The sequence below is a fragment of the Providencia sp. PROV174 genome (assembly GCF_028480685.1).
In the GTDB taxonomy this organism is placed as follows: domain Bacteria; phylum Pseudomonadota; class Gammaproteobacteria; order Enterobacterales; family Enterobacteriaceae; genus Providencia; species Providencia rettgeri.
In genome coordinates, this window is record NZ_JAMPOT010000002.1 from 98,246 (window position 1) to 112,416 (window position 14,171).

Annotated in this window: 16 protein-coding genes; 7 read left to right on the forward strand and 9 right to left on the reverse strand. The window is 44.8% G+C overall.

Annotated features, from left to right (window positions below):
• Positions 1-10: 10 nt before the first annotated feature.
• The 5 genes from PSE60_RS00660 to PSE60_RS00680 form a co-directional block, all read right to left on the reverse strand.
• Positions 11-787 (reverse strand): ATP-binding cassette domain-containing protein, encoded by a 777-nt coding sequence (locus tag PSE60_RS00660; RefSeq protein ID WP_272664300.1) that lies wholly within the window; start codon positions 785-787, stop codon positions 11-13.
• Positions 781-1,593: an ABC transporter permease gene (locus PSE60_RS00665; protein WP_210837704.1), complete on the reverse strand. Its 813-nt coding sequence runs from the start codon at positions 1,591-1,593 to the stop codon at positions 781-783. Before PSE60_RS00665 ends, PSE60_RS00660 begins: the two co-directional genes overlap by 7 nt.
• Positions 1,590-2,558: an ABC transporter permease gene (locus tag PSE60_RS00670; protein ID WP_210837702.1), complete on the reverse strand. Its 969-nt coding sequence runs from the start codon at positions 2,556-2,558 to the stop codon at positions 1,590-1,592. The genes PSE60_RS00665 and PSE60_RS00670 overlap by 4 nt, the downstream gene beginning before the upstream one ends.
• On the reverse strand, positions 2,558-4,111 hold the full coding sequence (locus tag PSE60_RS00675; protein WP_272664331.1) for an ABC transporter substrate-binding protein: 1,554 nt from the start codon (positions 4,109-4,111) through the stop codon (positions 2,558-2,560). Before PSE60_RS00675 ends, PSE60_RS00670 begins: the two co-directional genes overlap by 1 nt.
• A gap of 240 nt (positions 4,112-4,351) precedes the next feature.
• Complete coding sequence (locus PSE60_RS00680; protein ID WP_042851525.1) at positions 4,352-5,242, reverse strand: AraC family transcriptional regulator; 891 nt, start codon at positions 5,240-5,242, stop codon at positions 4,352-4,354.
• Between the two features lie 414 nt (positions 5,243-5,656).
• On the opposite strand from PSE60_RS00680, the gene PSE60_RS00685 reads away from it, so the two are divergent.
• The 7 genes from PSE60_RS00685 to ureG are packed head-to-tail and all read left to right on the forward strand — an operon-like array spanning position 5,657 to position 10,668.
• A complete protein-coding gene (locus tag PSE60_RS00685) occupies positions 5,657-6,493 on the forward strand; it encodes an urease accessory protein UreD (RefSeq protein WP_272664301.1) in 837 nt (278 codons plus the stop codon).
• 20 nt (positions 6,494-6,513) lie between these two features.
• The gene (locus tag PSE60_RS00690; protein ID WP_272664302.1) at positions 6,514-6,816 is read left to right on the forward strand and encodes an urease subunit gamma; all 303 of its coding nucleotides are present in this window, start codon (positions 6,514-6,516) and stop codon (positions 6,814-6,816) included.
• Positions 6,817-6,824: 8 nt separating this feature from the next.
• Positions 6,825-7,151, forward strand: a complete 327-nt coding sequence (locus PSE60_RS00695; RefSeq protein ID WP_272664303.1) for an urease subunit beta — start codon at positions 6,825-6,827, stop codon at positions 7,149-7,151.
• Positions 7,151-8,854, forward strand: coding sequence for an urease subunit alpha (ureC, locus tag PSE60_RS00700; RefSeq protein WP_272664304.1), 1,704 nt, complete (start codon positions 7,151-7,153; stop codon positions 8,852-8,854). Before PSE60_RS00695 ends, ureC begins: the two co-directional genes overlap by 1 nt.
• A 23-nt stretch (positions 8,855-8,877) precedes the next feature.
• A complete protein-coding gene (gene ureE / locus PSE60_RS00705) occupies positions 8,878-9,354 on the forward strand; it encodes an urease accessory protein UreE (protein WP_109911748.1) in 477 nt (158 codons plus the stop codon).
• A 21-nt stretch (positions 9,355-9,375) separates the two neighbouring features.
• Positions 9,376-10,041, forward strand: a complete 666-nt coding sequence (locus PSE60_RS00710; RefSeq protein WP_210837690.1) for an urease accessory protein UreF — start codon at positions 9,376-9,378, stop codon at positions 10,039-10,041.
• Between the two features lie 9 nt (positions 10,042-10,050).
• A complete protein-coding gene (gene ureG / locus PSE60_RS00715; RefSeq protein WP_004908472.1) occupies positions 10,051-10,668 on the forward strand; it encodes an urease accessory protein UreG in 618 nt (205 codons plus the stop codon).
• Positions 10,669-10,712: 44 nt separating this feature from the next.
• Here the strand turns inward: ureG and hypE are convergent, their stop codons facing one another.
• Genes hypE through hypB form a run of 4 tightly spaced genes read right to left on the reverse strand, consistent with a single transcriptional unit; the run spans position 10,713 to position 14,162 of the window.
• Positions 10,713-11,738: a hydrogenase expression/formation protein HypE gene (gene hypE / locus PSE60_RS00720; RefSeq protein ID WP_272664305.1), complete on the reverse strand. Its 1,026-nt coding sequence runs from the start codon at positions 11,736-11,738 to the stop codon at positions 10,713-10,715.
• Positions 11,739-12,851, reverse strand: coding sequence for a hydrogenase formation protein HypD (gene hypD / locus PSE60_RS00725; protein WP_272664306.1), 1,113 nt, complete (start codon positions 12,849-12,851; stop codon positions 11,739-11,741).
• The gene (gene hybG, locus PSE60_RS00730) at positions 12,835-13,131 is read right to left on the reverse strand and encodes a hydrogenase maturation factor HybG (RefSeq protein ID WP_004908461.1); all 297 of its coding nucleotides are present in this window, start codon (positions 13,129-13,131) and stop codon (positions 12,835-12,837) included. Before hybG ends, hypD begins: the two co-directional genes overlap by 17 nt.
• Positions 13,122-14,162 carry a hydrogenase nickel incorporation protein HypB gene (gene hypB / locus PSE60_RS00735; protein WP_272664307.1) on the reverse strand — a complete coding sequence of 347 codons (1,041 nt, stop codon included), beginning with the start codon at positions 14,160-14,162 and terminating at the stop codon, positions 13,122-13,124. The genes hybG and hypB overlap by 10 nt, the downstream gene beginning before the upstream one ends.
• Positions 14,163-14,171 lie beyond the last annotated feature (9 nt).

A 14,171-nucleotide genomic window follows, 5' to 3' on the forward strand; every position in this document is an offset into this window, starting at 1 on the left:
TCAGTGATACTCATTTACTTGCCATAAATTGATGTTCAGGTAACGCATTCCATAATGATTGCAGCCACGGCCCACCTCCGCCTTGTTGCAGTTGTTGGCTGCTTAGCACGTCTTCCAACTCTCCATTACGCAATAAGGCGATACGGTCGGCAAAACGCACAGCCATGGATAAATCATGGGTGACCCATAAAACACCTCGGCCATCGTGACACAGTGATTTAAGATTTTCGAGCAGTTGTATGGCATGGTCATCATCCAGCCATGATGAGATTTCATCCGCTAAAATATATTGCGCGCGGGAAAGTGTCGCACTGCTGGCGAGTACCCGTTTTGCCATTCCACCGGATAACTGGTTTGGGTAGCTATCCACTAGTGAGCTTTGCAAATTATATTGCTGTAAGTGCCGCGCAACATCGTGCATTTTAATATGCTGCCCGCTTAACACTGCGGCACGTTCTAATTGTGGACCGATACGAATTAGCGGATTAAGTGCACTAACCCCTTGAGGGATATAGCATAATGCATTGCCACGGTGCTGCGCTTTGTTTTGTTCAGTCAGCTTTTTACCATTAAGGTGAATACCGCCACGACAGCGCATATTATGGGGAAGTAACCCCAAAACACTTTGTAATAACAAGCTCTTACCTTCCCCGCTCCCACCCACCAGTGCAACCATCTCACCGGGCTGAATATCCAAGGAAATTCCTTGTAGTAACGGAGCCCAACGTTTACGCCCTAACCAATGAAACTGCGCGACATCCACGGTGAGATTATCAAGACTCAACATACGGCCCCCTTCAACCATAGCTGCTGCAAGGCCTTAGCAAATTGGTCAAATAATAACACTAACCCGACTAATGCAACGCCTGGGAAAACCACCAGCCACCAAGCTCCTGTGCTGAGGTAGCGCAATGCATCAGACAATAAAATACCCAGTGAGGGTTCATGAGGCGATAAACCAAAACCTAAGAAACTTAATGCCGCACTGTGTAAAACCGCGTGGGGAAACATTAACAACGTTCCTACCATCCATTGCGGCAAAATCATGGGTAAATAATGATAACGCCAACGGTAAAAGGCACTGTTACCAATACGTTGAGACAACATAATGTAATCTGACTGGCTAACTCGTTGTAACTCCGAACGTAAAATTAAGGCTAATTTTGGCCAATGTGTCAGTGCAACGGCCCAAATCACCCCCATTTTTCCGCCACCCAGCGTAAAACAAATCAATACCAGTAATAAGAGATGTGGCAATGCCAACATAGCATCAATAATGCCGCGCACCACGTAGTCCATAACTTTGCTTATTGAAGATAACCCCGCCATGACAAGTGCAATGAAACCACTGGTAATGGCAGCCATAAGGCCGATTTGCAAACTTGTTGCCACACCTTGAAAGGTTCTAGCAAATAAATCACGTCCTAAATTATCTGTACCAAATAGGTGCGCCCACGAAGGTGGCAAACGCCTATCGAGTAAATTCATTTCAATATCATTGAAGGAGAGGCCAAACGCATAAATACTGACGATGACCAATAAAAGCAACGAAAGAGCTAACTTAAATAAAGCGCGATTAGGGTTATAGGTCATGATTCTCTCATCACTCCCTTATTCACTTTTTTTAGCAGGCTATCGGCTACCGTATTGCTTAAAAATATTAGCGCAGCACATAACATGACGATCCCCATCAACAAGGGAATATCTCCACGTAGCCCCGCATCAATCGTCGCCTGACCAAGGCCTGGATAGGCAAATACTTTTTCAGCTAGCAAAGCTCCGCTCAATAATTCACCAACAGAAGCAAACTGCAAACAAATTGCAGGGGTGATAGCATGTTTTAGTACATGAAACCTCATCATCGGCCAGCCATTATCTCCTTGAGCCTGTGCGTAATGAATAAATTCACTGCTCATCACTTCTACAACTTTGGTACGTGTATGCAATGCGATATTGCCCACACCTAGCATACCCAACGCAATGACAGGCAAAATCAGGTGATGAAGTTTCTGTGAAAAAGTTGCCGTTTGCTCATCCAAGCCTATCGGCCAAGCACAGCATATTGGAGCCCACTGTAATGTCACCGCGAACAAAGACAACAACAGCAAACCGACCCAAAAAACAGGAATTGAAGCAAGTAAATAGCATAATGTGGAGATAAGCTTGTCTGGCCAGCGGTTTAAATAACGCCCAGAGACCAACCCCAGTGCAAAACCAACAACACCGGAGAACAGCCAAGCACAAATAAGCAGAGCTAAAGAAGGTACAAGGCGGTCTGCAATCACTTGAATTACTGGGGTGTTATAGAGCATGGAATAGCCCAAATCCCCCTGTAATACTTGTGAAAACCAACGCCAAAACTGTACCCATAATGGCTGATCAAGCCCCCATCGTGCAGCAATTAGCGCATATTGCTCAGGGGGCACGTGCAGTAAGTCATTGCCAATATAGGCTTTTATTGGGTCGATTGGCGAGTAACTCAGCAGGATAAAAATCCCCGCTGCCGTTACGGTTAATAAACAAATAAATCGCAATAAAAGCCCAAGTGCGGTTCGCATTACTGACAGGTCCACGCCCATTCATCGACATTATTTAACACCGACCAAGAGCCGTGAATTTCAGGAGCACTGGTACCTAAATCAACACAATTATTCAGTAAATAAATATGTTGTAGGTTCATCAACCAAGCCCACGGAGCATCACCTTTAATACCAACACCCGTGGTACCGTTCCAATCTACTTGCTGCCATAACGGAATCGCCGCGTCTTGGTCAGCTTTCGCTAACGCTTTTTCGATTAGCTCATCAACGGCTGCATTTTTATAATAACCGGGGTTATAAAAGCCAACACCTGCTGCTTTGCTGCTGTAATTATGGACAATTTCCATCGGGTCTAAGCTTCCCCAACCAAACAGTGTTGGGTTAGCATGCATGTGTAGCTCAACGGTTTCCCAGCTCCCCGATTTTAAATCCATCTCGATGCCAATCGGTTTTAAGCTAGAACGGATTGCCTGCGCAAGGTCACGACGTGTGGTATCACCACTGGCATACCATAATGTCAGTTTTGCCACTTTGCCATTTTTCTCACGTAAGCCCTCTTTATTCAGCTTCCATCCCGCCTCTTCTAAAATGGATTTCGCTTTTTCAAGATCACCATCTTTAAAAGCTGAATCTGGGCTATTCCATGGCAGCCCTGCAACACCAGTATAAGCCGGTACGGCAAAGCCTTCCAACACGGATTCCGCCAATAATTTACGGTCAAGTGCATAGTTAATGGCTTTACGGACAGCAACATCAGAAGTGATGTCGTTACCGATAGGGTTACCTTGAGCATCTTTCTCACCCGCAGGTGGAATTGGGAAAGAAATACCGCGGTTTTCCACGCTATAGCGCTCAACCAGTTTCATGTTTTTCACATCATTAGCATTCGCCGCTACCGCAGCTGGGATACGAACAATTTCCAGTTGATTGCTTTGTGCCGCAGCAAAGGCCGCATCTTCATCAAGGAAAACAAAGACCATTTTATCAAAGTCATTTTTTGGCCCTGCATAATACGGATTTTGCTCGACAATCAGTTGCTGCCCCGGCTGGAATGCAACTAAACGATAAGGGCCTGCGCCAATTGGGTTATGTGCATAAGTTTTCGCATCATATTTATCGGCACAAACAATCCCTAACGAACCAAGTACATTAATAAAGGTACTTTGTGGGGAAGATAAGGTGATTTTTACGGTGAGAGGGTCAATTTCCTCTGCTTTGGCAAAATTCCCCATATCCACCTTACCGCCACTTGCCGCAGCATTGTTATAGGTAAATACGACATCTTTCGCCGTCAACGGTGAGCCATCGGAAAATTTTAAGCCTTTTTTCAGCTTGAGTGTCCACTGTTTACCATCTGCATTGTGTTGATAACTTTCAAGCATATAGCTATGCCATGAAAGGTCAGCTTTTTGCTTCAGTAATGGGCTATGCAACAGTAGGTAGCTGCCGTGGCTCCACCCGAGCATGGGGTCAAAACCTTCAGTCGGCTCTGAGCCAATCGCTAAACGTAAAGTTTGTGATTGAGCGGGTTCAACTGCTTGTACTTGCAGTGTGAGCCCCATCAGGCACATTGCGGCAACGATATTTTTAATCATACATCCCTCTATAGACAAATTTTATTTTTTATTTCATATAATTAATGAAGTTATTTTCATTAATGTCGCTATTGGTGAGATATTCACTATGTGTAGAGTAACCAATATGAGTTATATTAAATTTAACGCCCTAATTGCTAGGCGCTACATCAATAGAACAGCGAATTTATTCGAGAAACCGTCAAAATTAAGTCGTTATTTGACCTATCTTAACAACTACTCATCAATTTCTTTGTCAAATTCAATTGGGTTAGAGTGCAAGGACAAATTGGTAATAAAATTCGGGTCGTTCGACTGCCTTGATTGCAACCGAAATTGAGAAGGCGTCATATTATATTTTCGCTTAAAGACATCGCAAAAATAAGCATTACTGCCAAAACCGCAGCGATGACTAATTTGAAAAACAGAATAATTCGAAAATGTTAAATAATTCAATGCCATTCCCATTCGAACATCTAGCAGTAATTGACGAAATGACACCCCTTCACGGTTTAAATGGCGACGCAAAGTTGAAGGTGTTGTAAATAACGCTTTCGCAACATCGTCTAAATGCCATTTTTTTTGCGGTTCTTGAGTTATCAAATGGGTAATTGCTTGGTTTTTCGGTTCATCATAATTAAAACGAAACAGGTTAAGAATATCGATACCTTCTTGATATACTGCCATTAAAATAAAATATAGGCTCTGTTTCATTAACAATGCTTCTTGGGATTCACTCTGTTTTTTTAATGGTAAGCATTGTTTTAATAAACTAAAGTTATCTCTCACTGTTTCAGGGGGAGAAACATGGTAAATGGGTTGGTGGCTAGTCAGTGGCGCACCCGACTTCATCAGTGTTTTTAGTAATAAAAATACCGATTGTAATTCTTCTTCTGACATCGATAAGGTGTGTAATTCAAGCGGCTGATTCACGGTGTTACACACAATATTGCAAGAAACTTGGCTATATTTAGGAATAATTAAGGTGACATCGGTTTCAATTTCAATGGATTGACCGTTGATCACAACATTTCCTTTCGCGCCAGTTAACATGGCTATCATCGCGTTTTCAATATAAAACGCTTTTAGCACCATTTGGCTTTCCGAAAGAAAGAATTTATATTCCATAATCTCTATAAACTGCAGTTAATGTCAGAATGACTTCCCAAGAAAAGGGATTGTTGAATAGATATAAAGTCACGTAGCAAAACATATCAACCCCATACCTGTGCGGCTGAGAATATAGTCCTGTTACGCTGAAATCGCAATATAGATATACGCTCATTTTTTACTGTTATTTTGACGGTTGTTACATTTTCTAAATAAAATGCTATTTAATTGAAAGGCAATTTTCGATATAAGGTGTAGAATCGCGCGGCAGACACATGCAGCCGACAACACTGCATAATAATAATGATTTTGGTATTCACTCACACCCTACCCTACTTGCATTAGCTTTTACATCATAACTACCCAATTTTTGTTAGGCGTATAGCTAAACATGTTCGCGTATTTTTAGTTGACTGAGTTGCAGGAGAAAGTATGTCTGATTTTTCAGGATCAGGCTGGTTAGCTGAAATCTTTTTACGGTATGAACTAAAACGTGGCGTCACCCGCTTAACGGACAAACAACATATCGGCCCTTTAATGGTTCAGCGGCCATTCTACCCCGAGCAAGGAATTGCACACACGTATTTACTTCATCCACCCGGTGGCGTTGTCGGGGGGGATAAACTCCTTATCAATATTGATGTTCAACCACATGCCCATGCGTTATTGACCACGCCTGGTGCAACAAAATTTTATCGTAGTGCGGGCGGCGTTGCACGACAAGTACAAAGCTTAACCGTCGCGCCCAATGGGTTCTTAGAATGGTTACCTCAAGAAAATATTTTTTTCCCTGAGGCTCAAGTTCGCTTAGAGACTCATATTCGAATCGCAAGTTCATCAAAATTTATCGGCTGGGAAATCCAATGTTTAGGCCGACCCGTATTAAACGAGCAATTCGACAACGGTGATATTCGGGGCCGCTTGCAGTTTTATATTGATGACAAACTCACCTTGGCAGAATCCATATTTATCGAGGGTTCGCAAAAACAATCTGCCGTCATGCGTGAATTTCCTATGGTGGGTTCCTTGTATATCTACCCCGCCAGCGATGAATTAAAAGCTGAACTTCACGAGAGTTTGGCGGTGTTTTTCTCTACGGAAGTGAGGCCGCTTGAGTATGGACTGACTGATGTAGAAGGTATTTTAGTATTGCGGTTATTAGGTTCTCAAACCGAGCCCATGATGGCTTGCTTCGCCCATATTTGGCAGGCAACAAGACAATACTGGTTAGGTTATTGTCCAGAACCGCCGCGTATTTGGGCAACTTAAACGTTTTTTAGGAGCAAAAAATGGAATTAACCCCCAGAGAAAAAGATAAATTATTGCTTTTTACGACAGGCCTCGTTGCTGAAAGGCGTTTAGCCCGTGGATTAAAGCTTAATTACCCTGAGGCGGTCGCATTGATCAGTTGTGCGATTATGGAAGGCGCCCGTGATGGCAAGACGGTTGCTCAATTAATGAGCGAAGGTCGAACCGTGTTAACCGCAGAGCAGGTAATGGAAGGCGTGCCGGAAATGATCAAAGACATTCAGGTGGAATGTACATTTCCTGATGGCACAAAACTGGTTTCTATTCACGACCCGATTGTATAGGTAACAACATGATCCCCGGTGAAATTAAAGTCAACCACGCTTTAGGCGATATCGAACTCAATGCAGGTCGAGAAACCCAAACGATACAAGTTGCCAACCATGGTGACCGCCCGATTCAAATTGGCTCTCACTATCATTTTTATGAAGTCAATGAGGCCCTAAAATTTGAACGTGAAGGCACGCTGGGTTTTCGTTTGAATATCCCAGCAGGTATGGCGGTGCGTTTTGAACCTGGACAAAGTCGTACTGTTGAACTCGTCGCTTTTAGCGGCAAGCGAGAAATTTATGGTTTCCATGGCAAAGTCATGGGCAAGTTAGAGAGTGAGAATAAATAATGAAAACAATCTCTCGTCAAGCGTATGCGGATATGTTTGGCCCCACAACTGGTGACCGCTTACGCTTAGCTGATACAGCATTATTTTTAGAGATCGAAAAGGATTTCACCACCTATGGTGAAGAGGTCAAATTTGGTGGCGGTAAAGTTATTCGTGACGGCATGGGTCAAAGCCAAGTCACCAGTGACCAGTGTGTCGATGTGTTAATCACTAATGCCATTATTTTAGACCACTGGGGCATTGTTAAAGCGGATATCGGAATTAAAAACGGCCGTATTGCGGGGATTGGTAAAGCTGGTAACCCTGATGTTCAACCCAATGTTGATATCGTTATCGGCCCCGGCACAGAAGTGGTTGCTGGTGAAGGTAAAATTATCACCGCGGGTGGCGTTGATACTCACATTCATTTTATATGCCCACAACAGGCAGAAGAAGGTCTTGTTTCCGGTGTTACCACCTTTATAGGCGGTGGAACAGGCCCTGTTGCTGGTACTAATGCCACGACCGTCACCCCCGGTATTTGGAATATGTACCGCATGTTAGAAGCCGTTGATGAACTGCCGATCAACGTCGGGCTATTTGGTAAAGGCTGCGTCAGTCAACCCGAAGCTATTCGCGAACAAATCGAAGCGGGGGCAATAGGCTTAAAAATTCACGAAGATTGGGGCGCTACCCCAATGGCTATTCACAATTGCTTGAATGTGGCCGATGAAATGGATGTGCAAGTGGCTATCCATTCAGATACGCTGAATGAAGGTGGTTTTTATGAAGAAACCGTGAAAGCTATTGCAGGGCGAGTGATCCACGTATTCCATACTGAAGGTGCTGGCGGTGGCCATGCCCCTGACGTCATCAAATCTGTTGGAGAACCGAATATTCTGCCTGCATCGACCAACCCTACAATGCCATACACCATCAATACCGTTGATGAGCACTTGGATATGTTAATGGTTTGCCACCATTTAGACCCATCGATTCCAGAAGATGTGGCTTTTGCTGAGTCTCGAATTCGCCGTGAAACCATTGCTGCGGAGGATATTTTACACGATATGGGTGCAATTTCTGTGATGTCCTCAGACTCACAAGCCATGGGACGCGTTGGCGAAGTGATTACTCGTACTTGGCAATGTGCTCATAAAATGAAATTACAGCGTGGGACGTTAGAAGGCGACACTCTCGATAGCGATAATAACCGTATCAAACGCTATGTGGCGAAATACACCATTAACCCCGCTATCGCTCACGGTATCGCCCATGAAGTCGGTTCGGTAGAAATCGGTAAGTTAGCGGATATCGTATTATGGGATCCTGCATTTTTTGGTATCAAACCCGCCCTTATCATGAAAGGGGGAATGGTTGCGTATGCACCAATGGGCGATGTTAACGCTGCTATTCCGACACCACAGCCAGTACATTACCGCCCGATGTTTGGGGCGTTAGGTAAAGCAAAATACCATACCTCGATGATTTTTATGTCAAAAGCCGGTATTGAAGCAGGTGTTCCTGAAAAATTAGGCCTACAGAGCCAAATAGGCCGAGTTGAAGGCTGCCGAAGCATTAGCAAAGCTTCAATGGTACACAACAGTTATGTGCCCCACATCGAACTTGATCCACAAACCTATATCGTCAAAGCCGATGGTATCCCACTGGTGTGTGAACCAGCGACTGAGTTACCGATGGCACAACGTTACTTTTTATTCTGACCCCTAATTAAAAGAGCCAGAGAATGAAAAAATTTATTAAAGTGGTTGCTCCACAACCGCATTCACCAACAGCGTTAACCCTATGCTTAACTATGGATGAGCGTACCAAAAGCCGTTTAAAAGTCACTTTAAGCGATGGGCAAGAAGCGGGGCTATTTTTGCCGCGCGGAACCATCCTGAAGGAAGGCGATGTTTTATCCACTGAAGACGGTGAGTTAGTCACCATCGAAGCCGCGAAAGAGCAAGTTTCTACGGTTTACAGTGATGACGCTCTGTTACTTGCTCGCGTTTGCTATCACTTAGGTAACCGCCATGTTCCATTGCAAATTGAAGCGGGCTGGTGCCGTTATTTTCATGACCATGTGCTAGATGATATGGCCCGTGGATTAGGCGCTACCGTCAGTGTCGGTTTAGAAAAGTACCAACCGGAACCAGGGGCCTATGGCGGCTCATCAGGTGGTCATCACCACCATCACGGCCACGATGATCACCACCACTAATCGGGTTCAGGGAGTTTGCCTATGTTAGCAGATCTGCGCTTATACCAGTTAGTTAGCCCTTCTTTGCCTGTTGGGTCATTTACCTATTCACAAGGCCTAGAATGGGCGATTGAAAAAGGCTGGGTAACAACACCTGATACCCTTGCTGGCTGGCTAACCGCACAAATGACACATGCCATTGCAACATTAGAGCTTCCTGTTTTACGGCAAATTCATACTTCCCTTTCCCTTGGTGATATTGAAACGGTGAAATATTGGTGTGAATTTATGATTGCCAGCCGTGAAACCAAAGAATTGCGTCAAGAAGAACGGCAACGAGGAATTGCTTTTGCCCGACTACTTCCTCAGCTAGGTATTGAACTGGATGCTAACCTGCAAACCTGCGTGAAACAAACCCAGCTAATGGCTTTCGCTCTCGCCGCCGTAAATTGGCAGATTGACGTTGAAAAATTGTGCACCGCGTATGCATGGGGTTGGCTAGAAAACACTGTGATGTCAGGTGTTAAGCTTATCCCTTTAGGGCAAAGCGCAGGGCAAAATATTTTATTTACCCTTGCTGAGCGCATACCCGAAGTGGTTACGCAATCAGCGATCTGGCCAATAGACGATATTGGCAGTTTTACACCTGCACAAATTATTGCCAGTAGTCGGCATGAAACCCAATACACACGACTTTTTCGTTCATGAGAAAATGCTATGCAAGAATATAATCAACCCTTAAGAATTGGTGTCGGTGGGCCGGTCGGCTCAGGAAAAACCGCATTATTAGAAGTGTTATGTAAAGCCATGCGCGACACTTACCAAATTGCCGTTGTCACCAATGATATTTACACCCAAGAAGATGCCAAAATTTTAACCCGAGCCGAAGCATTAGATGCGGATCGCATTATTGGCGTTGAAACTGGCGGCTGCCCTCACACGGCGATTCGTGAAGATGCATCAATGAATTTAGCGGCAGTTGAAGAGTTAGCCATGCGCCATAAAAACCTTGATATCGTGTTTGTGGAAAGCGGCGGTGATAACCTCAGCGCGACGTTTAGCCCAGAACTGGCAGACTTAACTATTTATGTTATCGATGTTGCTGAAGGCGAAAAAATTCCACGTAAAGGCGGCCCGGGGATCACCCATTCCGATTTATTGGTGATTAACAAAATTGACCTTGCACCCTATGTCGGTGCTTCATTAGAAGTAATGGAAGCCGATACCGCAAGAATGCGCCCAGTAAAGCCCTATGTGTTTACTAACTTAAAGAAAAAAGTCGGCTTAGAAACCATTATCGAGTTTATTATCGATAAAGGTATGTTAAGGCGTTAATAGATTTGAACGGCCTATAGATTCTATCTATAGGCCGTTTTCAATTAGCAAATACGGGGTAAAGGCTCACTGTGGGGTAAATCTAATAATCTTGATGTACCGAAGATCCCAACTAATTTGACTTGTTTTTGCTCAGTCACACAACCAATCGTGGCTGCATTTTTCCCTAATGGGTGCTGGTGTAGTGCAGCAAGCACCGCATTTTCCACTTCAGGTTTCACCACAATCACTAATTTGCCTTCATTCGCAAAGTTTAACGGCTCTAAGCCCAATAGCTCACACACGCCCCTAACCGCAGAAGAGATAGGTAAATCACCTTCATTAACCGCAATTCCACAGCCGCTGGCTTGGGCAAATTCATGTAGGATTGCCGTTACGCCACCACGAGTTGCGTCTCGTAATGCCCGAACGCCATCAATTTCACGTAGCGGTGCTATCAATGGCGTTAATACTGCACAATCACTGCAAAGCTCCGCTTCTAACCCAAGTTGTTCGCGTAGGTTTAAAATAGTGGCGCCGTGGTCACCCAGCGTACCACTAACAATCACTTTATCCCCCGCTTGAATATGCTGAGCTCCCCACTGGATATTGCTCGGGATCACACCAATACCGGCCGTATTGATAAAAATTTTGTCTGCCGCCCCGCGCTGCACGACTTTGGTATCGCCGGTCACAATATCCACACCCGCAGCCGCTGCCGTTGCCGCCATGGATTCCACAATTGAGGTAAGTTCAGAAAGTGGAAAGCCTTCTTCCAAAATAAAACCGCAAGAAAGGTATTTGGGAATAGCACCACTGACTGCGACGTCATTCACTGTGCCGCAAACGGCTAATTTACCAATATTGCCCCCGGGAAAGAAAATCGGGTCGACGACATAGCTATCAGTACTAAATGCCAACCGGTCGCCTAATGCGGTCATTTCTGCCAATGCTAGCCGAGCTTGGTCTTCCCGCTCATTCAACGCTTGGTTAGCAAATGCCTGCAAGAACAGTTGTTCAATCAATTGCTGCATCGCCTGCCCACCACTACCGTGGGCCATCGTCACCACATTGTTAGCATCACGACTCATTTATGCCTCCCGACGATATTGGTAATAAGCTGCACAGGCACCTTCAGAAGAAACCATTAATGCACCAAAAGCAGTTTGTGGCGTACAACGACGCCCAAATAACGTACATTCGCTGGGTTTACAGCGCCCTGTCAACACCTCACCACAGCGTGCTTGCGGGTCATCAGCCACCTTATGAGGTTGTACCTGAAAGCGCCTCTCAGCATCAAAAAATTGGTAAGCTTGAGTTAATTGAACCCCAGAATCGGCAATTTCCCCCAATCCGCGCCATTCGCTGGTTTGTTTGAGTTCAAAAACGTCCTCTAATGCTTTAAGTGCTAACAGGTTGCCCTCATCAGCCACAACACGTTTATATTGGTTTTCTACTTCACAACGGCCATCGGCGATTTGGTCAACTAACATGGCTAATGACTGCAAAATATCTAAGGGTTCGAAGCCTGTAACCACTAAGGGTTTATGAAAGTCTTCAGTGATAAACTGGTAGGGATGCGCGCCAATCACCATGCTCACGTGCCCCGGCGCTAAAAAGCCATCAATACGCACATCCGGTTGTTCGAGTAAGCTACGCAAGGTGGGAATAATCGTAATATGCTGGCAGAACACACTAAAATTGGCTAGTTGGCGGCGTTTTGCTTGCTGCAAGGTGATTGCAGTACTCGGCATGGTGGTTTCAAAACCTAAGCCAAAGAAAACCACTTGGCGATGGGGATGCTGCTCTGCTAATGCCAAAGCATCTAGCGGTGAATAAACGATGCGGACATCCGCTCCATTACGCTTGGCGTCAAGTAAAGAGCCCTTTTCGCCCGGCACTCGCATTGCATCACCATAAGTACAAAAGATAACCTCTGGGTGCTGTGCAATTTCAATACAGCCATCAATTCGTCCCATTGGTAAAACGCACACAGGGCAACCTGGCCCATGAACAAATTCAATTTCAGCGGGTAATAACTGGTCAATACCAAACTTAAAAATCGCGTGGGTATGGCCTCCACAGACTTCCATGAGTTGTAATGGACGTCGTTTCGCTTGAGGTATTTCATTCACCCGTTGATGAATATGCGCCAATAGCGCTTTTGCAAGAACAGGGTCGCGAAATTCATCGACGTACTGCATCTGTTGCTCCTGCATTTAAACCGCTAAAATCACCAACTTCATGGTCTAATTGACTCATCGCGGTTAAGGCATCCAAGGTAGATTGCGCTTCTTCTTCATTGATGATACTCATGGCAAACCCGACGTGTACCAATACCCATTGGCCTAATAAATCAGTGGTTTCACCTTCACAAATTAGGCCAATATTAACATCGCGTTTTACCCCACAAACATCCACTTGAGCGAGTTGGTGAATATCTTCACCAACTGCAACTATTTTGCCCGGAATACCTAAGCACATAGCTGTGTCTCCAACCATGCCAGCCATGCATCCATCCCTTCGCCGCGTATTGCAGACACTTGAATAACTTGGATATTGGGGTTCACCTGCTTGGCATTGGCGATACACGCATCAACATCAAAATTCAGGTATGGCAATAAGTCAATTTTATTCAATAACATAATATCTGCTGCCGCAAACATATGTGGATATTTGAGAGGTTTATCTTCCCCTTCCGTGACCGACAGCACCGCCACTTTATGGCGCTCCCCTAGGTCAAAACTGGCAGGGCACACGAGATTCCCAACATTTTCGATAAATAACAAGCTGTTATCTGCTAAATCTAAACGTGCCGTTGCATCGTGCACCATTTGTGCATCTAAGTGACAACCTTTTCCTGTATTCACTTGAATCGCAGATACACCCGTTTCGCGGATCCGTTGTGCATCATTAGTGGTTTGTTGGTCACCTTCAATCACTGCACAATTGATTTTGTCACGCAGTCTTAATAAGGTTTCTGTGAGTAAGGTCGTTTTTCCAGAACCCGGGCTAGAAACGAGGTTTAGCGCTAAAATATTCTTCTGGTTAAAATCCTCGCGGTTATGTTCTGCCAGATGGTTATTCTTGTCTAACACATCCATTTCAATTTGTAGCATACGTTTTTGGCTAATTCCCGGTGCATGGGTACCTGCTTCACCGTGTCCATAATCAAGGTCATGGTGTTCCCCAGCTGGTTTAAAACTTGCCTCAGCCGTTTGATAAATATGTTTATGCTTATGTTTGTGTTTATGCTTTTTAGATTTATTTTCAGCAGGTGCGGGCTCATATTGGTGATAATGGTTATGCACATCACCTTGATGATAGTAATGGTGATGAATGATCACTGTTTGCCCGTGAGATTCATGATCATGCTGGTGGTCATGATGGTCGTGATCGTGGTGGTGGTCGTGACCATGATGGTGGTCATGGTCGTGGTGATGATCGTGACCATGATGATGGTCATCCCCCTCAATTTTGCGCTCTCCCGATGCACATCCACAAGTACTACACATAAATTTCAC

What these genes read in the sequence shown, in the direction of transcription:
- PSE60_RS00710 (WP_210837690.1), top strand. Translation starts at nt 9,376, where the DNA reads ATGTTAGCAGATCTGCGCTTATACCAGTTAGTTAGCCCTTCTTTGCCT.
- ureE (WP_109911748.1), top strand. Translation starts at nt 8,878, where the DNA reads ATGAAAAAATTTATTAAAGTGGTTGCTCCACAACCGCATTCACCAACA.
- PSE60_RS00685 (WP_272664301.1), top strand. Translation starts at nt 5,657, where the DNA reads ATGTCTGATTTTTCAGGATCAGGCTGGTTAGCTGAAATCTTTTTACGG.
- PSE60_RS00660 (WP_272664300.1), bottom strand. Translation starts at nt 787, where the DNA reads ATGTTGAGTCTTGATAATCTCACCGTGGATGTCGCGCAGTTTCATTGG.
- PSE60_RS00690 (WP_272664302.1), top strand. Translation starts at nt 6,514, where the DNA reads ATGGAATTAACCCCCAGAGAAAAAGATAAATTATTGCTTTTTACGACA.
- hypD (WP_272664306.1), bottom strand. Translation starts at nt 12,851, where the DNA reads ATGCAGTACGTCGATGAATTTCGCGACCCTGTTCTTGCAAAAGCGCTA.
- PSE60_RS00670 (WP_210837702.1), bottom strand. Translation starts at nt 2,558, where the DNA reads ATGCGAACCGCACTTGGGCTTTTATTGCGATTTATTTGTTTATTAACC.
- PSE60_RS00665 (WP_210837704.1), bottom strand. Translation starts at nt 1,593, where the DNA reads ATGACCTATAACCCTAATCGCGCTTTATTTAAGTTAGCTCTTTCGTTG.
- PSE60_RS00680 (WP_042851525.1), bottom strand. Translation starts at nt 5,242, where the DNA reads ATGGAATATAAATTCTTTCTTTCGGAAAGCCAAATGGTGCTAAAAGCG.
- hybG (WP_004908461.1), bottom strand. Translation starts at nt 13,131, where the DNA reads ATGTGCTTAGGTATTCCGGGCAAAATAGTTGCAGTTGGTGAAGATATT.
- hypE (WP_272664305.1), bottom strand. Translation starts at nt 11,738, where the DNA reads ATGAGTCGTGATGCTAACAATGTGGTGACGATGGCCCACGGTAGTGGT.
- PSE60_RS00695 (WP_272664303.1), top strand. Translation starts at nt 6,825, where the DNA reads ATGATCCCCGGTGAAATTAAAGTCAACCACGCTTTAGGCGATATCGAA.
- PSE60_RS00675 (WP_272664331.1), bottom strand. Translation starts at nt 4,111, where the DNA reads ATGTGCCTGATGGGGCTCACACTGCAAGTACAAGCAGTTGAACCCGCT.
- ureG (WP_004908472.1), top strand. Translation starts at nt 10,051, where the DNA reads ATGCAAGAATATAATCAACCCTTAAGAATTGGTGTCGGTGGGCCGGTC.
- ureC (WP_272664304.1), top strand. Translation starts at nt 7,151, where the DNA reads ATGAAAACAATCTCTCGTCAAGCGTATGCGGATATGTTTGGCCCCACA.
- hypB (WP_272664307.1), bottom strand. Translation starts at nt 14,162, where the DNA reads ATGTGTAGTACTTGTGGATGTGCATCGGGAGAGCGCAAAATTGAGGGG.